Below are 22,916 nucleotides of genomic sequence, written 5' to 3'. Positions count from 1 at the left end.
TTAAATTCGAGAGCGAAAACAATGAGTGAAGATTCAGCCGCCGGCCCACTCGACCAGGAGCGCCGCATCACGCCAGTCTCATCGGTGGGAGATTCGACCATGCCCTGGCGCAAGGGATTGGGCGTCCTCGCGCTTGTCGCCTTCTCCGGCCTCGTGCTGTGGGCGAGTTGGAAGCGTGCGCCGACGGAGGCCGAAGCGCGTCAGAAGCCGACGATTTCGGTGGCGAATGTGTTTGAACGCCCACGTGATCCGCTGGCGGCTCGGCCGGAGCCGATCGTGCTTCCCATCGCGATACCGGAGCGCGCCGAGCGGTCGAAGGCCGACGAGCTCATGGACAGCGCGCGGCGCGCCCCGGTGCTCGTCTTCAATCGTCCGTCGCAGCCAAAACCGACCGCGCCGACTGGAGCGTTGACCGGCATTGACGGTGAACCCACGGGTTCGATTTACGCGAACGGCTATGGTCCTCCCGAATCCCGCGACGATCTCGCGAGCAAGCTCAGGCCTACCGCGCTCGAACGCGTGCGCGCCGCCCGCCTGCCCAATCGCCATCTGATGGTCACGCAGGGAACCGCTATTCCCTGCGTGTTGGAGACCGCCATGTCGTCGGACGTCGCCGGCTTCGTCTCCTGCGTCGTCGAACGCGACGTGATGTCGGATTCCGGCGAGGTCGTGCTGATGGAGAAGGGCACGCAGATCGTCGGCGAATATCGCGGCAATGTGCGGCGCGGCTCGAAGCGCATGTTCGTCCTGTGGACCCGCGCCAAGACGCCAACCGGGGTGATCGTGGCGCTCTCGAGCCCTGCGACCGATGCGCTCGGGCGCTCCGGTTTCGACGGCGAGATCGACAATCATTTCTTCGAACGGTTTGGCGGCGCGCTGCTGCTGTCGATCGTCAACGACGCTGGACAAATCGCCGCCACGAGGCTGTCGCAGGCCGAGATTCAGGTGAATTCCATCCAGAACTCCGGGCAGAGCGCGGCGGCGATCGCAACGGAACAATCGATCAATATTCCGCCGACCCTCACTAAGAAGCAAGGCGAACTCGTCTCGGTCTTCGTCGCCCGCGATCTCGATTTTTCCTCCGTATATCGCCTGCGGCTCGTCGAAGGCCGCACGCGAATCCTCGATCGAACGATCGTCGGGGGCATGGGGGGACCACAGAGGGTCACGAAGCCATGAGCGGCGAGGAAGCGGCTGTGCTCGAGGAATTCCTGCCACAAGACGCAATGGATAGCGGCGCGCCGTCGGCGGAGCGCCGTGTTCTGCTGCGATGCCTCGAGCCGATCGCCGACCTCCTCGCCGACTCCGAACTGACCGAAATCGTCGTCAACCGGCCGGGCGAAGTGTTCACCGAAGGCCCCAATGGCTGGAGATGCCATGAGCGCGGGGGCCTCGCCTTTTCGCATTTGATGAATCTCGCCACCGCCGCGGCGGCTTTCACCCGCCAGGATATCGCGCCCGACCATCCGATCGTCTCGACCGTTCTGCCAATGGGCGAGCGCTGCCAGATCGTGGCGCCCCCGGCTGTTCCGGCTGGCGCGGTGAGCCTCACGATCCGCAAGGTGGCGGCGGCAGCGATGACGCTCGACGAATTCGAGCGCCGCTCGCTCTTTGCCGATATTCGCCGAGCGAGCGACGGGCTCTCGGCCGACGAAGAGGCGCTCGTCGGGCTCAGAGACGCGGGCCATTGGCGCGCCTTTCTCGAACGCGCCGTCGCCAGCCGCCGCAACATCGTGATTTCCGGGGCGACGGGATCGGGCAAGACGACGCTCGCGAAAGGCCTCGTCGCGCTGATCCCCGATCATGAGCGCATTCTCACGATCGAGGATACGGCGGAGCTCACCATCCCGCAGCCCAATCACGTCCGCCTGCTCTACGCCAAGGATGGCTCGGGCGTCGCAAAAATCGGCCCGCGCGAACTACTGGAGTCCGCCTTGCGTATGCGCCCAGATCGCATCCTCCTGCAGGAGCTGCGCGACGGCACGGCTTTCTACTATCTGCGCAATGTGAATTCCGGCCATCCGGGCTCGATCACCACGGTCCATGCCGACAGCGCGCGCCTCGCCTTCGAACAGCTGACGCTGCTCGTCAAGGAGAGCGCCGAGGGACGCGAGCTCGCGCGCGAGGACATCAGGCGACTCCTGCATCTCACCATCGACATCGTCGTGCAGATGAGCCGCCGTGACGGCCGTTACCGCATCACGGAAATCCACTACGACCCCGAGGCCAAACGCCGCAATGCTTTCTGAATCGAGCGCGCCCAGAATTTTCTCCCTTCCCGCGACGATCTCGCGCGTGGAATGGAACCAATGGCCGCGCCTCGCGCTCCCAGTTGGTCTATTGCTCATGGCGGCCGCGACCTTTCTCCTTGTGGCGTCGAACGTCTTACTCATCGGGTTGCGCGCGCATGACGGCGGCTTGCATGTTTTCGATATTTTGACGCTTACGCCGCATTTCGGGACCGACAAGCGCCTCGACCGCTGGCTGACCATCGGCGCGCTCGCCGGCGCCATTGCGACATTTGCGCTGCTCGGCATGGTCTTGCGCGTGCGGCCACGTCCCCTGCACGGCGCCGCGCGCTTCGCCGCCTCTCGCGAAATTGAGCAGGCCGGATTGCGGAAGAAACACGGCTTGCTGCTCGCCCAGACGAACGGCAAGCTGCTGACCTTCGGCGGCGCGGAACATGTCATTGTCTACGCCCCGACGCGCTCCGGCAAGGGCGTCGGCGTCGTCATTCCAAATCTCCTCTCCTGGACCGACAGCGTCGTCGTCCTCGACGTCAAGAAGGAGAATTTCGTCAAGACGGCGGGCTTTCGCGCGGCGCACGGACAAGACGTCCATCTCTTCGATCCCTTCGACCCTCAAAGCCGCACGGCCCGCTATAACCCGCTCTCGGCCGTCCGCCGCGATCCGGCCGATCTTTATGACGATCTGCAGCGCATCGCCGGCATGCTGTTTCCGCCGGATCCACGCGGCGACCCGTTCTGGACGGAAGCGGCGCGTTCGGCTTTCATCGCCATCGGCGGTTACGTCGCCGAAACCCCGCAACTGCCGTTCACAATTGGCGAAATCCTGCGCCAGCTCACGGCGGCGAGCGATGTTAAGGCGCATTTCGAGGACGTGATGCGGGCGCGACAGAGTGGGCCGGACCAACTCTCGACGCCTTGCGTCGCCGCGCTCAACGATTTTCTCGCGGCTTCAGAAAACACGCTGCAATCGGTTCGAAAGACCGTAACCGCCCGCCTCGGTCTCTGGCTCAATCCCCGTATCGACGCCGCCACCTCGGCGAGCGATTTCGATCTCGCCAAGCTTCGCTCCCAGGCGATCTCGATCTATCTCGCGGTGACGCCGGACAATCTCGACCGGCTGGCGCCGCTCATAAATCTGTTCTTTCAGCAGGTCGTCGATCTCAACGCCCGCGAATTGCCGGAGCACAATCCGGCCCTTTCACGCCAGTTGCTGCTTCTACTCGATGAATTTCCGTCACTAGGCCATCTCGGCGTGCTGGCGAAGAGCGTCGCCTTCGTCGCCGGCTATGGCATCAGGCTCCTGACCGTCCTGCAGAGCCCCTCGCAATTGCGGGCGATCTATGGCGCGGACGACGCCAAGAACTTCTTGACCAATCACGCCGTCGAGATCGTGTTTACGCCGAAAGAACACGACGTCGCCGTCGAACTTTCGGAGCGCTTCGGGACGCAGACCGTGGAGGCGAAAAGCTTCTCGCGGCCTTGGGGATTTTCGAACCGCTCCCGCTCGGAGACAGTCTCGGACCACCGGCGCCCTCTCATGTTGCCGCAAGAGCTGAAGCTCGCGCCCAAAAGCAAAGCTTTCGTGCTCATGGCTGGCGTGCCGCCGATCCTCGCCGATAAGCTTGTCTATCACGAAGACCGCCGCTTCACCGTGCGCCTGCTTCCCCCGCCCGTGATCGAACCGATGCCGGCGCCCGCGCATGAGGCGCTGGCCTCGCAAGTTCTTCAGCTGAAGCAGGACGTCGCGGAATTGCGCGCCATCGTCGTTCGTCGCCCTCTGACCGACGCGGAAATCGACGACCCCGCGTCGATCCCTGCCGACGCGCTCTCGAGCCTCGCCGACGTCCCGCTCGATCTGGAAAATGTCTCGGAGGAAACTCTGAACGCCTGGGTGTCTGGCTATATCGACGGCGCCGCGCATTATGAAGAGGCTTCGGAGAAGAGCGAGACTTTGAGCGCCGCCCCGCCGGGGGCGGAAGACGCGCCAGCCAAGGGCGCATCTGGGCGCGGCCAGCGGCGCAAGCGAAATCAGGAGCTGAGCCGTGGCTGAGGAGATGAAAGACAACGGCCGCGCCTTCGAATTGAAACGACTCGTCCGCGACGGAAAGGTGGATGAATCTAGCGAACGCGACGCTGAACGCACCGGGGACGCTCCCGATCGACGCGCAGCTTCAACGGCGAGGGATCTCGCCGAGCTCGATTCCTTGCCCGCGCATCTGCGCCGCAAATATTACGTCGTCGAGGCTGGCGCTTCGGAAGCGAAATTCTATGCCGACCGAGGAGGCGAATATCTGGTGGCGAAGGCTGGCCGCGACCGCCTCGTCACACAGGTCGCCAGCATCGAGATTGTCCGAGACCTCGTCGCCATCGCCGCGCATCGCGGTTGGGAAAAGGTCGAGCTGATCGGTTCATTGGAATTTCGCAGGAAGGCCTGGCTCGCCGCCTCGGCGCGTGGGATCGAGGCGAAAGGCTATGAGCCAACCGAGCTCGATCGCGCCGCGCTGGGAAAAATGCAAAAGCAATCCGAAAGCGGCGACAGGTCCCTCCCCTTCAAGCGCGACAGGACCAGCGCAGGGACGCCGTTGCAGCGCTCGCCCTCAAAAACGGCGGAGCGGATTGAGAAAGATGGGACCGACGATCGCAACGCCCGCTCGCATCTCGCGGCCATAGAGCGCGTCGCCCTCGCAGCTTTCCCGAAAGACCCCGAAGCGCGCAAACGCGTTCTCGACGCCGCCCGCGAACGCATGGCGCATCATCGCCGTCGCGGCGCCCGCTTCGAGCAGGCGGAAATCGGCGAGCGGAAAGGGCCGACACGCGAAGCGCCCGTCGCGGCCAAGCAACGAAGGAAGTATGTTGATCGCGCTGAGCCGCATCGCGGGGATCGTTGACGTCCGTCTGAAATGCGATCGTCAATCTCGTTCTTTGCCGCGGGTCCGGATTGATTAAAGGGGGCGAGAGGTGAACGCCTAATTTTATTTCCGCAATTCTTGCGGCGAAAACGTTTGGATCTGCGGCGAATAGACCCTATAATCACCGCACACGACGCGGTGATTATGAGCTACATTCACGAACACAAGGACTGGCCCGCCTTCAGATGGAGCCAGGAGCGCCTGGCGGATCGGCTCGCGTCCGTCCGTCATCGCCAGGGCCGGCTGATCGGACGCATGGAGGGGCTCGGCTTTCGGCTGCGCGCGGAAGCGGTCCTTCAGACTCTCACTGAAGAAGTCCTGAAGTCCAGCGAGATCGAAGGAGAGCTGCTCGACAAGGAGCAGGTGCGCTCGTCGATAGCCCGTCGTCTCGGCATGGACGTCGCTGGCCTGGTCCCCGCCGATCGCGACGTCGAAGGCGTCGTTGAGATGATGCTCGACGCCACTCAGAACTATACGGCGCCGCTGACGAAAGAGCGGCTGTTCGCCTGGCACGCCGCGCTGTTTCCGACCGGTCGCAGCGGCATGCGTAAGATTGCCGTTGGCGCGTGGCGCACGCTGGCGACCGGTCCCATGCAGGTGGTGTCAGGACCAATCGGGCGCGAGCAGGTGCATTTCGAGGCGCCGAATGCGGCAAGGATCGAAAAAGAGATGCGAGCGTTCCTCGCCTGGTTCGAGGCTGGCGTCGCAATCGACCCCGTCATCAAAGCAGCCGTCGCGCATCTATGGTTCGTCACCATCCATCCCTTCGAGGATGGCAATGGCCGCATCGCCCGCGCGGTCGCCGACCTCGCGCTCACGCGTTCGGAGGACACTCCGCAGCGGTTCTACAGCATGTCGGCGCAAATCCGCCTGGAGCGCAACGCCTACTATAATATCCTGGAAGCGACCCAGAAAGGCGGCCTCGACATTACCGCTTGGCTTGAATGGTTCCTCGACTGCTTGAATCGCGCTTTCGACGGAGCGGAGACGATCTTGGCTTCCGTCTTGCGAAAAGCGCGCTTCTGGGACGCCTACGCCGGAACACCGCTCAATGACCGGCAACGCGCCATCATCAATCGGCTGCTGGACGGATTCGAGGGCAAGCTCACATCGTCGAAATGGGCGAAGCTCGCCAAATGTTCACAGGATACCGCGCTGCGCGATATCGACGATCTCCTCCAGCGCGGCATGCTGGTCAAAGACGCCGCCGGCGGCCGCAGCACGAGTTACTCGCTGCGCGAAGTCTGAGCATCGACCGATACCCCCCTTCCAGACGATTGCGCGGATGGGAAAGCTCCTTGGTCAGCGATCGTCCTCGGGCCCGTCCCTTTCCCTGCCCTTCGAATGGGCTCGGGCGCCGCGACGCGCGAGGCTCTCGGCAAACTCGCTTCTCAACTGATCGCGCTTCGTTTCAGGAGCCGTCATTTCGTCGGCGAACTGGCGCAGCTGTTTACCAAGTTCGTGATCGCCAGGATCGCCGGATCGTTCCAACTCCTCCGCCTGTTTCCGATATGCATCCCGAATCGCTGCCTGCCGGTCGCGCGCTTTCGTCTCCCAGGGATGCGGCGAGCTTTTCCCTTCCCGAGCCTCCCGCACGATTTCCTCTCGCCCTGACCGGTCGACGCGCGGCTGCCCGCCGCGCTCTTTGATGGCGCGAACGACGCCGCGCTCGGCCTTACGAACCTTGCCGCGGGTGCGGCGCGGCGTCGCTTCCGCCTCGACGCCACGCAATCGCAATTCCCCGGCGAAATGTTCCCGCCACATCGCAAGATCGCCTTTGCGTGGATTCAGCCGCTTTCCGTCGTAACCCAGCGACCGCACGGTCAGGTGGACGTGCGGGTGCTCATCGTCGAGATGCTGCACGAAGACATAATCATGTCGGCCGCCGAAGGTTTCGATCGCAAAGGCGCGGACGGCGTCCTTCACTGGCGCCGGGTCGGTTCCGGGCGGCATCGACAAGATGATGTTATGGGACAACGGCCCGTCTCGCCGCCGGGCTCCGTCCAATTCCGCGTCGTCGGCCCACCCCGCTTGGATATCGCGCAATCCCTGCCGCCCTTCCATGACGGCGCCGGTCTCCGTTTCGGCCGCGAGCGCGCCGCCACGGGTGATATAGTCGAGATGGGATTTCAGGTGGCTTACGGTTTTGGTCTTACCAGTGATCTTGACCATCACCTCCGGCGCCTTGGCGACGATCCGCTGCAATTTGGCCCGCATGGCGGGGGTGAGCTTTCGCGGATCGACGGGATCAGGAATCTCCCATTTCGAGCGCTTCGGCTTTCGAATGGGGGTTTGCCAGACATAGGAGATCGGCGGCAGCTCGAGGTCGCGATCCCCCTTGTCGCTCATCGGCCGCCTTCCCAATAGTCGGCATTCCGCTTCAGCGCCGCGCGCAGCTCGGCGAGCGCGTCCTCGATGCGCGCCGAAGCCTCGCGGATCACATCGGCCTCCAACTTCACCGGCAGTCCGATGAGCCGGTCGAGATTTGCCGCATGGGCGATCTGATTGATGTTGCCGCCGATGCGGTTCAACTCGCGCGCCACCGCTCGCAGCGCCTGGCGCTCGTCGTGCGTTTGCTGCACGGGAAAACCAAGCCGCGCCCGCACCAGCGATGCAATCCATTGCGTGCGGTTCATGCCGCGCTGCGCCGCGATCGTCGTCAGAAGACGCAGTTCGTTCTCGCGCAATCTAATCGTCACCTTGTGGGACGCTCCCGTCGTGATCGCTCCCTGCGTTGGCGCCTTCCCATTTCCGACCGCATGTTCGACGAGACGTCGCATCAAGGCGGATTTGCCGCCTTCGTTCGCCGCCATCGACGCGAATTTTTCGGCCAGCGCATCGTCGATATGAAATCCCAAAAACGCCATGCGTTCGCTTCGTCTTCTCAAAGCACGACGTGTTTAAAAACGGCTGGCGGCAAGCCTATCCTGCACTCAGCCTCGAAAAACACGATGCGCTCCATGTTCGAGTCTCGGGCTCCGATTCTGATTAGATGATCTCGTGTCGCGGCGAGTTCTTCGGTTGCCTCGGATCGTTCGGGGGCGGCATGCAGATCAGGAGCCGCCAGACCTGTTTCCTTCTTTGTCCGCGCCTTTCCCACACCCTCCGGCCTCTCTACGGCGCTATCTGAAGAGCGCGTTCGGCCTCTGGGCGCTCCGCTTCGCTTCGTCCCTTCGGGATGGAAAAGCCGCTACATCGTGCGCGACGTTGTGTCTGCTGGACTTCATGCAAGGGAGACGTCTGGCTTCAACGCCACCAGCTTCAATGCGGCGAGAGGCAACTCCTCGATCATGCCGCTCTCCTCGAAAAAGACGAGGCCGTGCGTTTCACCCTGGCGCGATCGGCGATCCAATATCAATTGGCCCAAGCGCTCACGGTGTTCGACGCGCAGCGTCACGCCCCCTTCCCTGGGCGCCGCTTTCCGTGGCGCCGATGACGCCGGCCCACGTGGCGGCGCCTCACGACCGCTTTCCGACGGATGAAGCAGGCCAACCGGGCGCCCTTCGTCAGCGCGGGGAACGCCATCCGCGTTCCGTCCGACGACGCTTGGCGAGATTGCGTCGTCGGCTGTCGCGCCAATCGCCGCCTCGCGCTGCGACGCATCGACAATCTGCAACGGCCGCCCGCTCAGACCCTCGCAAAATGTAACCGCTTGAGCACGCGTGAACGAGTCGTGCGCCGCGCAAAACGACTCGACAGCCTGAGGAAATTTCTTCCACATCTGATGTAGTTCATAGACGGCGCGGATCGGGGATGTGGCCAATCGATCCCGCAGCGCCGGCGACATCTGCGCGACCGACGCATACATGGCGATGTAGCTCTTGTCCTTGCCGAGCCGCAGCGCGATCTCCTTCTGCTTTTCGCCAGCCACGAGGCGGGAGCTGATGAAAACGGCGATATCCGCCGCCGAAAGATCGTCCCGTTGGATGTTTTCAATCATCTGGTCGTAAGGATCGGAAGCGCCTTCTGAATGAACGAACGCCGGGATCGTGGCGTGGCCAGCGAGCTGCGCCGCCCGAAACCGCCGCGCCCCGAAGACGATCCGGCGCCTTCCCTGGGCGTCAGCTGGAGTGACGCCTATCGGCTGAAGCACGCCGCGCTCCCGGATCGACGCGGCGAGCTCCACGAGCGTCTTCTGGTCGAAAGCCCGGCGCGGCTGATCCCGGTCCTCCTCGATCGAGGAAAGCGGAACCTCGAGGGGTTTTCCGCTCGAGACAGGCGCTTCCAGCCCTTCGAGATCGTCCAACAACTGCGCGACGTCATCGAGTTTACGGGCGTAGCTCATGGCGTCTCCATCTTCATCGCAAGCTTGTCGAAGACGGTTCGCATCTCGCGCCCGGCCTCGCGCGCCGCCGTCTTCGACAGACTCCAGACAGGCTTTTTCTCGGCCAGCGCTTCGCCGATCGATGAGCGCTGCGGGATCACGCCGTCGAACAGATATTTTGTGCCGAACCTCTGGACGAGGCTCTTCAAGTTCTCCCGCTGGCGCGGCGAAGTCGTCTGCAAGCGGTTCGGGATCAGGCCCAGAAACGCAAGGTCAGGATTATATTTCTGCTTCACGCCGACGATGTGCTTGAGCAGCGTTTCGATGCCGTCGATGGCGTAGTCATCGAGGTCGATGGGCGCCAACACGAACTGCGCGGCGACCAGCGCGGCGAGATTGCGCACGCCGAAGGTGGGCGGAGTGTCGATAACGGCGATATCGAAGGCGCGCGACGAGTCTCGGAGATTGGCGCGAAACCGTTCGATGACCTTTCCGTCCACGGCGACGATATTTCGTAAAGCAGCGCTGCCGCCAAGGACCCGAATGCCGGCGCTCGCCAGCGGCGGAATGGCGATTGGACGCATAAATAACGCCGCGGCGTCGATGTCGCCGACGTGTGTCTCGAGCGTCGTCGAGCCATTGCTCTGGGGATCGAGGTCGAGGAAGAGAACGCGCTTGCCGCGCTCCGCGAAATACCAGGCAAGATGCACGGCGAGCGTGCTCTTGCCGACGCCGCCCTTCTCGTTGTTCACGACGAGCGCCTTCATGCGGCCGCCTTCTCGGCCGTCACGACAAGATCACGATTGGCGGCGCTCATTATGTCTCCATGCCCTCCGTCGGTGCAAAAACGCAGCGACGGAGACTATTTGCCTCAGCCGCGCAAAGAGAACGACTGCGAGATTTCACAGGGGTCGGACAAGGAGCCCTTCTGCCCGTTGCGTTTTGCCGGTCGACGTTAAAAAGTTTGCCCTGGGCAAACTCGCCTCCGAACTTTGCGCCCTGCGGGCAGGGATCGAAGGTAAGGACAGGCGCTGGAAAAAAGTTTGCCCCCGGCAAACTGGGCTGCGAACCGAGCTGCCGGGGGCGAAATCACGGGCGAGGGGTCGCGCACGGCCCCCGCGTTGGCGTCACTTGCGTTTCGCCTTCTTCTGCGTCTCGAGCGCGGCATCGGCTTCGTTGCTCCCCGACTGGTCGGTCTTGGTGGAAGCAAGGATCGAAAAATCGTCGCAGTTGAGGTCGACGGTGTAGACCTTCGCCCCATCCTTCTCGAAGCTGCCCTGCTTCAGCGTGCCGCGCGCCATCACCAGATCGCCGGGCTTTGCATAGTCGCGGACATATTTGCGGGCGCTTTCGCTCCAGACCGTAATCTCGTTCCAATAGGGCCTGTCCTTCGTCTCGCCGTTGTGGTCTTTAAAAGCGTAGTTGGCGCAGATCGAAATGCGGATGGTCTGTCCGACTTCGCGAACCTTGCCGATGCGGCCGAGGATCTGGAATTCCGCAAAAGTCTTCATCTTGCTCTCCATCGTTGGGGCGGCTGCCCCGGTTGCGATGGCTGTTCCTGATGGCCGCAACAGGCGACGTCCGAACCAAAGCGCCGAAAAGCGCGAGGCCGGAGCAGAGCGGAGGACCCTGGAGGCCGCGGCGATTTTGGCGCGCGAGGAATTGGCGTGCAGCGCCAAGGGGAAAATCGTTGCGACCGCAGGGTTTTGGGCGGCGACAGCGGCCATAGGACGAAACGCCATGCAACCGGTGGTGGGCGCATGAAACGGAGAGCAAAAGATAAAGGCCGTTAGCAAATTCTGATCTCGGAAAATTCGATTTGCGGCGTTTGGCGGACTCTAACCTCGACCCTATGGGAGGCGACCACACGAAGTCCATTCCTGAGGCGGATGACTCGGCTTTCGGCGCGAAACGATATCGGCGGAAAGGCGACGTAATTCCGCGGTGCACAAAACCGGCGACTGGGAAGCGGACAGTGATGCAAACCCGCCGAGATACGTGTAGCGCGTCGAGCCACCGTTAGGGATCTCCTAGTGGCACCGAACATCGAGCCGCAGCGCAACATCGTGGCATGGTCACCGAAAGCTGCGGCGTCCGTGGCTATCCATGTGCGGATGAAGCCGAAGCCCCTATCGATCGCGACACGGTTCTGATAGCCGAAGGTCGGGATCGCAATGTCGACCGGCGGCTTCGTTCCGTCGGGCCGCTCCTTCGCCTTGCTGAACTTCACGGTCCAGCGCGCGTCGCGATCTTTCTGCCGCAGTTTCGCGGGCCTCTCCGCCTAGCCCTTGGGAATGCGCCCTTCCTTGATCGCCTTCTTCTCATCCTCGCTGTTGCGTTCTTTGCCTGCGCAGACGCGTAACCCGATGAACCGGCACATCGGCCAAGAGACCGTCCGGAAGAGGAAGACCTTCCAAATATTCGAGACGGTCGAGCAATCGATTGGCGGCCAACGAATTGGCGCCTGGCTCGAATTGCCGAAGCCAAATATAGCGCGTCACCCGTTCATCGACCGTCTCTTCGAGGAGACGCAGCAATCGCTCTCTGACCTCGGGACTCAATCGATCAGCTATTCGGCTTTCGAACTTGCGTTCTGCGTCGACCAACGCATCGGCGGACAAGCGCTCGATCGTCGATATCGTCGGAAGGATCGTGCGAGATTGGCGGCATTCGTTCACGAACCGACGAACCAGGTCCTCGTTCGACGCCGCGAGCTCGGCTTCGCGGCCGAGCCAGTCTCGCAAGTCGCGAGCGACGCGCCCTGAAAAGGAACGAAAACCGTAAATCTTGCGCAACTCGGAAAGATGCTCGTGGCGAGTCTCCTCGCGCACCGCGTAATCTGCGAGATCGTCAGCACGCAGGCCGAGCTGCGCTCCGATGAATTCCAAAACCTCCTTCGGGATCAGCTCCCCCGGCGCCAGAATGCGCCCCGGGTAGCGCAGCGCGCAAAGCTGCAGCGCGAAACCGTATTTGTTATGGGGACGCCGTCGCCGCTCGATGTGAGCGATATCCTCGTCGCTGAGCGTGTAATGGACGAGCAGTTCCGCCTGGTCGGTCGACAGGCGCAGAAGCGCTTCTCTTTGCCGAGGCGTCAGCACGATCCGGCGCGGCATATGTGTTCCTTTTTCAAGTTTGATGATGGTTTAAGACACTTTGTTTAAGATGCGGATTAAGATACAAATTTGGGTGACAAAGCAGCCCCGCCGTCTCCGCTGCCTCAAACCATCGTTTGTGAAACATGCTGATCGGATATGCCCGCGTCTCGAAAGCCGACGGCTCGCAGTCTCTCGACTTGCAGCGCGACGCCCTGGGCGCCGCTGGCGTCCAGCCGGATCAGGTTTATGAGGACCGCGCCTCGGGCGGCAGGGACAATCGCCCGGGCCTGGAGGCCTGTCTTCGGGCGTTGCGCGAGGGCGACGTGCTCGTGGTCTGGAAGCTCGACCGGCTTGGGCGGTCCCTCGCCCATCTGGTCAACGTCGTCAAAGACCTTTCAGGACGCGGCGTAGGGTTGCGAGTGCTGACCGGAAAGGGCGCGCAAATCGATACGACCACTTCGTCCGGCCGCATGATCTTCGGCATCTTCGCGACGCTCGCGGAGTTCGAACGTGATCTGATCCGTGAGCGCACCATGGCTGGGCTTGCGCCCGCGCCCGGGGTCGTAAGGGAGGCAGAAAATTCGCCCTCACCAAAGCCCAGGTTCGTCTCGCTCAGGCCGCGATGGCTCAACGCGACACTCCGGTCTCCGCGCTTTGCGCCGAACTCGGTATCGAACGCGTCACCCTCTATCGCTACGTCGGCCCAAAGGGCGAGCTCAGAACTTACGGAAAGCGAGTTCTCGGCTTAGCGTAGGATTCCGCCCCCTCCCGCAAACGACCCCTTTCGAGACGCTGCTCGACATCGGTCCCGACATCCGGCCGCGTGCCATCATCTGCGACAAAGGCTATGCCAGCAAGGCCAATCGCGAGGCTGCCCGACGCCGTGGCATCGCGCCCGTCATCCCGCACAAAGCCAACGAAAAGAACAGACCCGCCTTCTTCGCTCGGACCCTCTACAAAGCCCGTGCTCGCATCGAACACGGCTTCGGCCGGCTGAAGCGCTTCGGTGCCTGCCCTGCAATCGGTATGCTCGGTACAACGCGGGCTGGACATGAGACCGCAATCGCTTTGCGGTCAAAACTGCATGCTCACGCCTGACACAGGGCCGTGGAAGACGGCGTCGACTCCACGTCGCTCGTTACCCCATCCGCGCGAATAATCGATGCCCAAGACGCGATAGCCGAGCGTGCCGGTAAACTTCAGGCCGTTGAATTCGAAATCGTGATTGTAACCGCCAAAGCACTGCCAGCTGAACTTGCTGCCGGCGCCGAAGCCGCCAATGTCGCCCCGGAGCTGGAATTCGTCGGCGGGCGATAACTGATGGCGAACGCGTAGTCCGACAAGCGGATCAATCCAACGCATCGCCCCAGAGCGCGCCACTGTTGTAAAAGATCATAATAGAGATATTCGAGTTTGGCGCTCAAGGCGCGCGACAGGGCCATCTCGGCGCCGCCGCCGATCGTCCAACCGACAAGATTATTGTATTGATCGCCCTTGACCGTTCTCGCGACGAGGGCGGACGGAACGAGGGTCTGCTGCAGTGTTAAGGTCTGATTGGCGCCTCCGAACGCTAGGCCTCCGGTGGCGTAGACAAGAATGTTTGGCGTCACCGCATAACCAAGGCGTCCGCGAACAGTGCCCAGATATTCGAGGCTTCGCCTGAGCGTTGCACTCGTCACCGCGTAGGACGCCGGACCGTTGGCGACGATATTGCCGAAGCCGCCGCCGCCCCTGACGCTGGCCCCGGAAACGCCCGCTTCCAGACCAACGACGAAATGGTCAGCAAATTGCCAGTTATAGCCGATCTGGCCTCCACTCAGGAATCCGTCGAGCCGCGCGCCGATCACGCCATTGGCTCCGAGCGCCGAAACCGGGCCGAAGCCGGCAAGCGCGCTGTCGACGAGACTGACCGTGCGCGCATGGATTGGATCGCTGCCGGTCCATGCATGTGCGAAGGTGAAGCCGACATAGAGGCCCGTCCAGGTAAAAGCCGGAGGGGGCGCAAGCGGCTGACCCTTGTGGGCGGGCAGGTCGGCGCCGAACGCCGGCGCAGCGATGAAGGCGAGAGCAATGGCGCTCGTAGCGACGCGCCCTTTGGCGTTACCGAAGTTGAGCATTATCGTCAGTCCCGAAGCAATCAATGCGCGCCGTCGAGGTTAGGTGGAAGGTTGGATGTCGTCGGCACGCCCGCTGTGCGAAAAAATTGCATCCGCCACCAATGGCGCCCAGAACGTCCGTGTCGGTCGCAGCTCAGCGCGTCTCCCGTGCTGGTCCGACGCGAGAGCGGCTTTCCGTCCCGACCTTTCCGGCCGAGACAATCTTTCTCATGGGCGAGCACGAATGTGGGCGCGCTCAATTTACTCGCTTCACCGGCGGCGGCGCCCAGGAGCCGTTCAGGACCTCGGCCTTCGGCCAGTAGAGCCGCAAGTTCATGGTGAAGGAACCGCTCTCTGGCGCCGGGAGCCAATTGGACTCCTTCTCCTTGCCCGGCGACTCGCGCTGAATGTAAAGGTCGAGCGACCCATCGGCATTGAAGGCGAGCTTGTCGCGGTCGCCGATCGCATAGCGATCGATCGCGTTGGCCGTGAACAGCTGGCGCTCGTCGTACATGGTCAGCGACCAGAAGCCGCGCACCGGCGGAATCTGATCCTTGGCGAAATGCAGGACATAGCGCCTGTCGCTGCTGAAGGGCTGGCCGTTGGCGTCGGCGAAGGCCGTCGGATAGAGCGCGTCCTCGATGGCGTTTGCGCCATATCCGCCATAGGCCACCCCGGCCCGATGCAGATAGTCCGTTCCGTAGGTTCCAATCGCCGTCATATTGGTGCGCCAGCCATTGGCGAGCACGCCAGCCTTTCTCCAAGCCTCCTTGATCTGCGGAAGCGCCACGGTCGGCGCCGAATTCAGTGCGTCCTGCACCTCCTTCGGTGCGGAAGTGAGTTTGAAACTCTTGCCGGGTTCGATTCCGATACGCTTCATCCGGTCGAGGATCGGATTGTCGTTGGCGTGCGGCGGATTGGTCTTCATCAGTTCGGCGAACATGCTGAAGAACCGGGAAGCATCCATTCTGTCGATCTGGTCCGGAGGCGCACTCATGTCCTGCTTCGGATCGACCTTGCCTTTTGGCGGCGTGTAGGGCTTGCCGTAAGCGCTCAGCGGCGCCGCCTTAATGCCGTCCTGGAACATACGCACCGCCGCATAGTCGGCCTTGCCATTGGTCTGGGCCCTGCCGATCAGCAGCCCCATTCCGGTCGGGCTGCGGTACTGCTTGACCCCGGCCGGCAATTTACCCTTCCAGTTCGGGCCCGTGATCGCGAAGGTCTGCGCCTCGTTCCCCGTGGTGCGCGTCCCCGGAACCGTGAACACATCGCTCCAGAAGTCGAGGAAGGGCAGCAGGTAATAGCGGTCACCCGCCGCCGGCACGCTGATGACCAGCGGCTCTTTCGTCACATCATATCCAAGGGATGAGTAGAGTGTATCTGCATTCGGGCGCACCACGATGGTGAACGACGGATCCGGAAACGCCCGCATATGGCCGAACTGATTGAGCGGAGCGCTGGTCCCGATGGGAGCTTCGACATTCTTGCCGACCCGAAAAGTAATTTCCGACAGGATGAGCGGATAGGCGTAGACAAAAGTCTCCCGTGCGATCTCGCGGGCTTCGTCCGCCGAAACCATCTGCTGCGCCGACGCTGACGGCGCTCCCAGTAACATGAGCGCGCATGCCGCGGATACCACGTTCTTCTTCATTCGTTTCTCCTTCGAGGCAACTTGATTTGCCGAGGCGGATGCGAAACGCGCGCCGCGCGAAAAGATCGGACCTCAGTTGACGCGCTTGAGGGGCGGCGGAGACCAGGATCCGTCGAGCACTTCCCGACGCGGCGAATAGAGCCGCATGGTCGGCTGGAACGCCGCCCTGGGCGCCGGCAGCCAATTCGCTTCCTTGCCCTTGCCGGGCGAATCGGCTTGCACATAGATGTCTATCGAGCCGTCAGTGTTGTATTCCAGCTTGTCGTAGCTGCCGATGGCGTAGCGATCGATCGGATTGGGAACCTGGAAGCCGTCCTTGTCATACATGGTGATCGACCAGAAGGCGTTGGCTGGCGGCGTCTGACCCTTGGCAAAATGGAGCAGGTACTTGTTGGCGCCATTGAGCGGCTTGCCCTCACCATCGGTGAACGCCGTGGGGTAAACGGCATCTTCAGGAAGGTTGGCGCCGAGGCCTCCCAAAGCGATCAACGCGCGCCATTGATAGGCGGTGCCATAAGTGCCCATGTGCTCTCTACCGATATTCCAGCCATTTTCGGCCGGGGTCATGGTGAGCATTTTCACAGGCATCGCGGTGATCGTGTCCTTCGCCGCCTTGTTGACGATGGACTTGATTTGCGGATCGAGCTTGGAGGCGTCAAAGGACTTACCCGGCTCCAGTCCGAGCTGGCGGAGCCGGAATAGGATCGGATAGTCGTTCGGATGCGGAGGATACTTGACCATCAGGTCGGCGAGCCGCGTCAACATGGCGACACCGTCGAGCTTGTTGACCTGGACGAGCGGCGGGGTCTTGTCGTCGATCGACGGATCGGTCGGGAGCGACTTCGGCGGCGCATAGGCCTTGCCCCACCGCGAGAGAGGCGTCAGCCGGTAGCCGTCCTGAACCTTGTGGACGTTGTCGTAATCGGCTGGCCCATCCGTCTTGGTGCGGCCCAATATCCAGATCGCCGGCGTCGGCGCGACGATCTTTTCGACGCCGGCCGGCAGGGCACCGCGCCAGTCCGGCCCGACAATGGCATAGTTCGCGGCCTTCGTGCCCGTCGTCCGGCTGCCGACCACGGAGAAGACATCCGTCCACATGTCGAGCATCGGCAGCAGGTAGTAGCGGCCTTGTGTATCGGGGACGGAAAGAATGAGCGGCTCGGATGACAGATCGAGCCAAGCCATGGAGTAGAGCGTATCGAAATTATACCGCACCACGTCCTTTTCGTCGGCTTTGGGATAGGCGCGCGCATGGGCGAACTGATTGACGGGCGCGCGCAGATTGACCGTGGCCGCGTCGGGCACGTTGGTCGCCTGGCGCATCGTGACGTCCATGCTCACGATCGGATAGGCGAAGAGATAAGCGTCGCGCGCCAGCGCGTAGGTCTCTTCGGGCGAGAGCGCCGTCTGGGCCACAGCCGTAGCGCCGAGCCCGATGAACGCGCCCAGAGCAAGCGAATATCTTCTGATTGCAGCCGCTGCGCTGGAAATCATGATCGCACTATCTCCTATAAATTGGTCAAGCTCGTGTCTGCGAACTAACTCATAGCATCGGAAATTTCACAGGATTGTCCGATTCGGGACAATTGGTTTATGTGGCCTTCGTAGAGTACGCGATCATCGTACTGGCGTGTGCACGGAAGCCCGAAAGAAGCCGGACGCTTCATGGGCGCCCGCCGCTATTGTCCTGTCAAAATCGCCACGGGGCCACATTTCAATGACGCGAATGAGCAAGGCGAAGGCGGATCGGATTCTCAGCGGCGCGGGCTGGCTTTCTGAACAACCTGAAGCTTTTCGCGCCGAAGTGCTGCAGAGGTCGAAGCTACTGAGATATGCGCCAGGGGACGTTGTCTTTCGCCTCGGCGATCCAATCGGCGGCATCTACGGGCTCGTCGACGGAACAGTGGCGGCGAACATAGCGCCGCCGATGTCGATCCCACGCCTGATCCACCTCGGCGCGCCGGGCCACTGGACCGGTGAAGGCTGCTTTTTCACCCGACACCCGCGTCGGGGCGAATTGCGCGCGATCGTCGAAACCTGGATGATGCACCTGCCGCTCGAAGCAATGGATCAGATCGCGGCGCTCGATCCGCAGGCGGCGCGCCATTTCGCGCAAATATTGATGGTCACCTTCACGACGCTCGTCCGCGTGATCCACGATCTCCAAAAGCCCGAAGCAACCAGACGAATCGCTTCGGTCCTCAATCGGGCCACATGGATTGGCGACAGACCGATCCCCCTTTCTCAGGCGGAATTCGGCGCAATGGCGAACGCATCCCGTAAACAAGTGAATGCTGCGCTGCAGTGCTTCGCGGCAGAAGGTTGGCTTACGCATACCTATCGCTCCATCACGATCGTGAACGCGGAGGCGCTTCGTCTCTTTGCCGAAAAAGAGGACGAGAGCTGAAAGCCCGATGCCGCAGCATGTTGTGGCCTTGAAGGTTCGATGACAAAGAGACCAACGTCTTCGTCGGAGTAACTGATCCGACAGAGAGGCAATTCCATTGGGTCCGCTTCCCGGCCGCGACGCTTTGCCTGTGCTTCTCGGACTCGCCGCAAGCGCGGCGGGTCAATCGTTCTTGCTTGTGGTTCTTCCCCCACTCGGCCGCCGCCTCGGATTTTCAGATATAGAAACCGGCGCGATCCTGAGCGTCTCGGCGCTACTCCTGATCGTCTGCGCGCCGATCTGGGGCTATGTCAGCGAGCGGATCGGGAGGCGGAAGGTGATGTTGATCGCCCTCGCGGGCGCGTCATTGGGGCCGGCTGCGTTCAGCGTCATCGTCGGGGCTCGGATCGGCGAGACGATTTCCGCGGCTTTCGCGCTGATCCTTTTGTTCGTTAGCCGGTCGGTTCAGGTAGTGGTTTCAGCCGGCTTGTTGCCCGCGGCCCAGGCTTATGTCGCGGACTTGACGGCGCCGTCGCGTCGCGCCGGGGGCATGGGCCTCATCGGCGCGGCTTTTGGCGGCGGCGTCGTTCTGGGCGCCACGCTTGCATGGAAGCTTGGCGGCAAGGACGCTGTCTTTGTTTTCGAGATGATCGCGGCGCTTGTCGCCGTTTCATTCGCCGGCGTTTTTCTGCTTGTGCGAGAACCAGGACGTCGCGAAGTAAAGGTCTCCGGCAACGGCCTTCCTTCGCCGCTTGCGAGAATCTGGCCCTTTCTCGCAATCACCCTGCTCGGGGTCACTGCATATGCGATTTTGCAGCAGGTCACGGCGCTCCGCTTGCAGGACGCTTTGGGCTTTTCATCCCAGGACTCGATCGCCAGGGCTGGTGCGGCGCTCATGGCGACGGCGCTTGCAATGGTGGTCGTTCAAGGACTCGCCCTGCGCGTTCTGGCGTGAACGCCAGAACGATTGCTGAATGTCGGCGCAGTAACGGCGGCTTTTGCCATGATGATCGCGGCGCTGGCGCAAACTTATGCGGAGATTTTCGGCGCTCTCGTCATTTTTGGCTCGGCGATTGGACTTATGCTCCCCGGAAACCTTGCTGCGCTGAGTTTGCGCGTCGGCGCGGACGCACAAGGCAAGGCCGCGGGAATCAACGTCGTCGGTCAGGGCATGGGTCAAGCGTTGGGACCAGTGCTGGGCGCGAGTCTGCACCAGCTTTCTCCGTTGGCGCCGTTCTTCGCGACGACGATATTGATGATCGCCTCCGTCGTTCTTACGGTCTATGTGTCGCGGGGCCGGTTCGCCGCATCAAGCCCATAGAAAAATGGTGATGTCGACCCAGATTTTGTTGTGCAGCGGGTTGGCGGTCGGCGCCGATCGAAGCTGACCGATAGCATGCGTGTGAAAAAGCTCCGAAGCGGGACCCGATGCGCTTGATTTATAAATGCATGGACTTCCAACGATTTCCGCTCTTTTTGGAGGGGTCCAAATCGGCGCTGAACGGGACCCCTCTCCATCGTCGAATCCAGTTACAATATCAAAATGTTGTGAATGAACTTCGTGGGGTCATCCTCCCTCGCCTATTTACATTCAAGTCCGTGCCCCAACTCGAAGCCGAGATCGCTCGCTACATCAGGGAGCACAACAAATCAGCGCAGCCCTTCGCCTGGACAAAGCCGGCAAAGGCCATATTCGACAAGCTCGCCGAGCTTCCTGAACCTTCCGTCTGAGTCAGTGCACTAGAGCTTTTTGCATTTAGGTTGACGCATATCCTGCGGCTTTGATGTAGTTTGCGCATTCCTCTGGCGTGTAGGTTTTGAGGATTTGGGCGATTGCGTCTGCGACGGCGTCGAGCGATCTCGCTTTGGCTTTCCGAAGCAGTGTCTTCAGCTTCGAGAAAACCTGTTCGATCGGATTGAGATCGGGCGAGTATTTCGGCAGGAACAACAGGTGGGCGCCGATCGCGCGCAGGGCGCGCCGCACAGCCTTGCCTTTGTGCGTAAGCGTGATGCGACGACCGCGGATCAGTTGAGGCCGCAGCATTTCTTGTATTTTTTGCCTGATCCGCATGGACAGGGATCGTTGCGACCGACTTTGCCGAACGAAGTGGATGTGAGCGGCGACGATACTGGCGTCATGTCGCCGAGATCATGGCTTTCGAGACGCCATTTATTGAGGGCCAAGACGAACGGGCCGATCAGTTCCGTCGCGGTTGATGCGAGGGCGTCATGCTCGAGCTTGGAGAAGCGCGCGTCGCCTCGAGCGATATCGGCGAGCGTCAGCAAGCCCGACATGGCTTTGGCGGTATCCAAGTCCGCATCGAGCAACGGTCGCCATGCAGCGGGGCGAAGCTTCACCGCCTTTTCGAAGCCTTCGATCCACAACTCCCAAAGCACATCGCCGTTGCGATCATCGATGGCGAAGTAAGGCGCATAGGTCCCGGGCCTCTCGAAAAGCCGTTTCGCGAGATCATTGTAGTGCGCCATGACGAGCGCCAGCACTTCGTTCAGGTGAGCCATCGAGTCGAAGGCGGGCGCCGCCTCCTCGTCCGTCTGCCCCCAGACGACCGGCAGCCATTCGCTCGGCGGGATCATCTCCGGACAAACGAGCACGCCGGCGACGAGCCCATCGAGTTCTTCCAGCAGCATGGCCTCCTCGCCCATGTCGAGGAGAGCGCTTTTAAGCTGCCCGAGATGGCGCGGCGGCTTCCGCATGAGGCTTCCATTTCCAGGGAAGGAGATCATCGATCCGGTTGATCGGGTGATCGGCGATGCGAGCGATGACGTCGGCGAGCCAGGCTTCCGGATCGACGTCGTTGAAGCGCGCGGTTTCGATCAGCGTATACATGATCGCCGCCCTTCGCCCGCCCTCGTCGGAGCCGGCAAAGAGGTAGTTTTTTCTGCCCAATGTCAGGGGCCTGACGGCACGTTCGGCAGCGTTGTTCGTCATCTCGAGACGTCCGTCGTCGACGTAGCGGATCAAGGCCATCCAGCGCGAGGTCGCATAACGGATGGCCTTGGCGAAGTCGCTCTTGCCGCTGATTTTGGCCAGCGTCGCGTCAAGGAAGGCGCGGAGTTCGGCAAGGACGGGAGCCGATCGTTCCCGGCGCGCGGCGACGCGCTCGGCCGGCGGCTTGCCTTTGACGCCGGCCTCGATGACGAAGAGCCGCGCGATGATGTCGAGCGCTTCGGCCGCCGCCGGCGATTTCGTTTCGATATGCACGTCGTAGAGCTTGCGCCTCGCATGCGCCCAGCAGGCGACCTCCTTCAGCGGCGCCGGCGCGCCGGTTTTCGGATCGGCCTCGTAAAGGCCGCCGAAGCCCGTGTAGCCATCGGCATGGAGATGGCCGCGACAGCCCTTCAGCAAGGCATGGGCGTGCTCGGACGTGCGGTCCGGCGAGTAGAGGTAGAAGGCGGCCGGCGGCGCCGTCGACCCATAGGGCCTTTCATCGCGCACCGCCGTCCATAATCGGCCAGTCTTCGTTCTGCCGCGTCCCGGATCGAGCACGGGCACCGTCGTATCGTCAGCATGAACGGCGGGACCGCCGCGCACGTGACGCGCGATGCACTCGGCCAGCGGCTCCAGCAGCGCCGCCATATGGCCGACCCAGCCGGCCATGACCGAGCGGTCGATCGTCACGCCTTCGCGTGCGTAAATGCCGGACTGGCGATGCAACGGAAGGTGATCGCAATATTTGGCGACGATGACATGAGCCAGCAGCGCCGGCCCCGGCCGTCCCTTCTCGATCGGCAGCGTCGGCATGGGCGCCTGAACGATCGTCTCGCAGGCGCGGCAGCTCATCTTCGGCCGCACATGCGCCACGCGCTTGAAGTGCGAGGCGACATATTCCAGCATCTCGCGCTCGTCGACGCCGACCCGTCCGAATTTGCTCCCGCCGCAGGTCGGGCAGACGCAGGGCGCGTCGTGCACGACCGTCTCTAGCGGGAGATGGTCGGGCAGAGGCGCACGAACGGACGGCTTCTTCGGGGTCGATGACGAAGCGCCGTTTGTGGTCGCTTCGCTTCGCGCCACGCGCCCGGCGTCGCTCTCCTCCATGTCGCCGATCAAGAGTTCGAGCTGTTCGATATCGCGGTCGAGCTTTTCCGACGAACGCCCGAAACGCGCGCGCCGCAAAACGGCGAGCTGCATTTTCAGCTTCTCGATCAGCAGGGTCTTGGCGTGAACTTCCGCGGCGAGCGCCTCGGCGAACCGTCGCAGTTCGGTGGGGTCTTCGGGCAAATCGGCAGCGGCGCGCGACATGGTTT

19 protein-coding genes and 5 pseudogenes are annotated in these 22,916 nt (G+C 62.3%); 11 read left to right on the top strand and 13 right to left on the bottom strand.

The genetic code is table 11. The features are described 5' to 3' along the window. Positions 1-21 precede the first annotated feature (21 nt). The 5 genes from virB10 (at position 22) to MMG94_RS21820 (ending at position 6,406) form a co-directional block, all read left to right on the top strand. Positions 22-1,179, top strand: a complete 1,158-nt coding sequence (gene virB10, locus MMG94_RS21840) for a type IV secretion system protein VirB10 (RefSeq protein WP_026016451.1) — start codon at positions 22-24, stop codon at positions 1,177-1,179. Then, positions 1,176-2,249, top strand: coding sequence for a P-type DNA transfer ATPase VirB11 (virB11, locus tag MMG94_RS21835; protein ID WP_016921251.1), 1,074 nt, complete (start codon positions 1,176-1,178; stop codon positions 2,247-2,249). Before virB10 ends, virB11 begins: the two co-directional genes overlap by 4 nt. Beyond that, complete coding sequence (locus MMG94_RS21830; RefSeq protein WP_016921250.1) at positions 2,239-4,299, top strand: type IV secretory system conjugative DNA transfer family protein; 2,061 nt, start codon at positions 2,239-2,241, stop codon at positions 4,297-4,299. The genes virB11 and MMG94_RS21830 overlap by 11 nt, the downstream gene beginning before the upstream one ends. Further along, positions 4,292-5,137, top strand: a complete 846-nt coding sequence (locus tag MMG94_RS21825; protein ID WP_016921249.1) for an LPD7 domain-containing protein — start codon at positions 4,292-4,294, stop codon at positions 5,135-5,137. Before MMG94_RS21830 ends, MMG94_RS21825 begins: the two co-directional genes overlap by 8 nt. 165 nt (positions 5,138-5,302) lie before the next feature. Beyond that, on the top strand, positions 5,303-6,406 hold the full coding sequence (locus MMG94_RS21820) for a Fic family protein (RefSeq protein WP_016921248.1): 1,104 nt from the start codon (positions 5,303-5,305) through the stop codon (positions 6,404-6,406). A 54-nt stretch (positions 6,407-6,460) separates the two neighbouring features. On the opposite strand, the gene MMG94_RS21815 is transcribed toward MMG94_RS21820, so the two are convergent. From MMG94_RS21815 to MMG94_RS21785, 7 genes and pseudogenes are all read right to left on the bottom strand, one after another. Continuing rightward, positions 6,461-7,507 (bottom strand): relaxase/mobilization nuclease domain-containing protein, encoded by a 1,047-nt coding sequence (locus MMG94_RS21815; RefSeq protein ID WP_016921247.1) that lies wholly within the window; start codon positions 7,505-7,507, stop codon positions 6,461-6,463. Next, entirely contained in the window at positions 7,504-8,025 is a 522-nt protein-coding gene (locus MMG94_RS21810; protein ID WP_016921246.1) for a plasmid mobilization protein, read from the bottom strand. The genes MMG94_RS21815 and MMG94_RS21810 overlap by 4 nt, the downstream gene beginning before the upstream one ends. Positions 8,026-8,381: 356 nt before the next feature. Continuing rightward, positions 8,382-9,443, bottom strand: coding sequence for a ParB/RepB/Spo0J family partition protein (locus MMG94_RS21805; RefSeq protein WP_016921245.1), 1,062 nt, complete (start codon positions 9,441-9,443; stop codon positions 8,382-8,384). Continuing rightward, positions 9,440-10,189 carry a ParA family protein gene (locus tag MMG94_RS21800; protein ID WP_016921244.1) on the bottom strand — a complete coding sequence of 250 codons (750 nt, stop codon included), beginning with the start codon at positions 10,187-10,189 and terminating at the stop codon, positions 9,440-9,442. Before MMG94_RS21800 ends, MMG94_RS21805 begins: the two co-directional genes overlap by 4 nt. Before the next feature lie 360 nt (positions 10,190-10,549). Then, a complete protein-coding gene (locus tag MMG94_RS21795) occupies positions 10,550-10,933 on the bottom strand; it encodes a single-stranded DNA-binding protein (protein WP_169315520.1) in 384 nt (127 codons plus the stop codon). 572 nt (positions 10,934-11,505) lie between these two features. After that, positions 11,506-11,778 (bottom strand): annotated as a pseudogene (locus tag MMG94_RS21790) (IS5/IS1182 family transposase); the annotation flags it as partial. After that, a pseudogene (locus MMG94_RS21785) lies at positions 11,765-12,535 on the bottom strand (DUF4158 domain-containing protein); the annotation flags it as partial. The pseudogenes MMG94_RS21790 and MMG94_RS21785, both read right to left, overlap by 14 nt. 125 nt (positions 12,536-12,660) lie before the next feature. On the opposite strand from MMG94_RS21785, the pseudogene MMG94_RS21780 reads away from it, so the two are divergent. Both MMG94_RS21780 and MMG94_RS21775 read left to right on the top strand, forming a co-directional pair. Continuing rightward, positions 12,661-13,271 (top strand): annotated as a pseudogene (locus tag MMG94_RS21780) (recombinase family protein). Continuing rightward, positions 13,172-13,615 (top strand): transposase, encoded by a 444-nt coding sequence (locus MMG94_RS21775; RefSeq protein ID WP_154420444.1) that lies wholly within the window; start codon positions 13,172-13,174, stop codon positions 13,613-13,615. The pseudogene MMG94_RS21780 and the gene MMG94_RS21775 overlap by 100 nt, the downstream one beginning before the upstream one ends. A gap of 101 nt (positions 13,616-13,716) precedes the next feature. Here MMG94_RS21775 and MMG94_RS21770 read toward each other — a convergent pair whose 3' ends face one another. From MMG94_RS21770 to MMG94_RS21760, 3 genes are all read right to left on the bottom strand, one after another. Further along, entirely contained in the window at positions 13,717-14,634 is a 918-nt protein-coding gene (locus MMG94_RS21770; protein ID WP_051001156.1) for an outer membrane protein, read from the bottom strand. 235 nt (positions 14,635-14,869) lie between these two features. Beyond that, a complete protein-coding gene (locus MMG94_RS21765; protein WP_026016447.1) occupies positions 14,870-16,264 on the bottom strand; it encodes a DUF1254 domain-containing protein in 1,395 nt (464 codons plus the stop codon). 72 nt (positions 16,265-16,336) lie between these two features. Then, complete coding sequence (locus MMG94_RS21760; RefSeq protein WP_051001155.1) at positions 16,337-17,758, bottom strand: DUF1254 domain-containing protein; 1,422 nt, start codon at positions 17,756-17,758, stop codon at positions 16,337-16,339. Positions 17,759-17,981: 223 nt separating this feature from the next. Here MMG94_RS21760 and MMG94_RS21755 point away from each other — a divergent pair, with 223 nt between their 5' ends. The 4 genes and pseudogenes from MMG94_RS21755 to MMG94_RS21740 all read left to right on the top strand — a co-directional run. After that, positions 17,982-18,671: a Crp/Fnr family transcriptional regulator gene (locus MMG94_RS21755; protein WP_020372471.1), complete on the top strand. Its 690-nt coding sequence runs from the start codon at positions 17,982-17,984 to the stop codon at positions 18,669-18,671. 97 nt (positions 18,672-18,768) lie between these two features. Continuing rightward, positions 18,769-19,605 (top strand): MFS transporter, encoded by an 837-nt coding sequence (locus MMG94_RS21750; protein WP_016921236.1) that lies wholly within the window; start codon positions 18,769-18,771, stop codon positions 19,603-19,605. A gap of 12 nt (positions 19,606-19,617) precedes the next feature. Beyond that, a complete protein-coding gene (locus MMG94_RS21745; protein ID WP_016921235.1) occupies positions 19,618-19,971 on the top strand; it encodes an MFS transporter in 354 nt (117 codons plus the stop codon). Positions 19,972-20,240: 269 nt separating this feature from the next. Further along, positions 20,241-20,381: pseudogene (locus MMG94_RS21740) on the top strand (IS630 family transposase); the annotation flags it as partial. Positions 20,382-20,406: 25 nt separating this feature from the next. Here MMG94_RS21740 and MMG94_RS21735 read toward each other — a convergent pair. The 3 genes and pseudogenes from MMG94_RS21735 to tnpC form a co-directional block, all read right to left on the bottom strand. Continuing rightward, positions 20,407-20,652, bottom strand: a pseudogene (locus MMG94_RS21735) (transposase); the annotation flags it as partial. Positions 20,653-20,675: 23 nt separating this feature from the next. After that, complete coding sequence (locus tag MMG94_RS21730; RefSeq protein WP_016922177.1) at positions 20,676-21,365, bottom strand: UPF0149 family protein; 690 nt, start codon at positions 21,363-21,365, stop codon at positions 20,676-20,678. After that, positions 21,331-22,911, bottom strand: a complete 1,581-nt coding sequence (tnpC, locus tag MMG94_RS21725; protein WP_016922178.1) for an IS66 family transposase — start codon at positions 22,909-22,911, stop codon at positions 21,331-21,333. Before tnpC ends, MMG94_RS21730 begins: the two co-directional genes overlap by 35 nt. Positions 22,912-22,916: the final 5 nt, after the last annotated feature.

It is taken from the genome of Methylocystis parvus OBBP, assembly GCF_027571405.1.
GTDB classification, from domain to species: Bacteria; Pseudomonadota; Alphaproteobacteria; order Rhizobiales; family Beijerinckiaceae; genus Methylocystis; species Methylocystis parva.
Note: the sequence above shows the minus strand (reverse complement) of the source record. Positions and strands in the feature narration are given on the sequence as shown.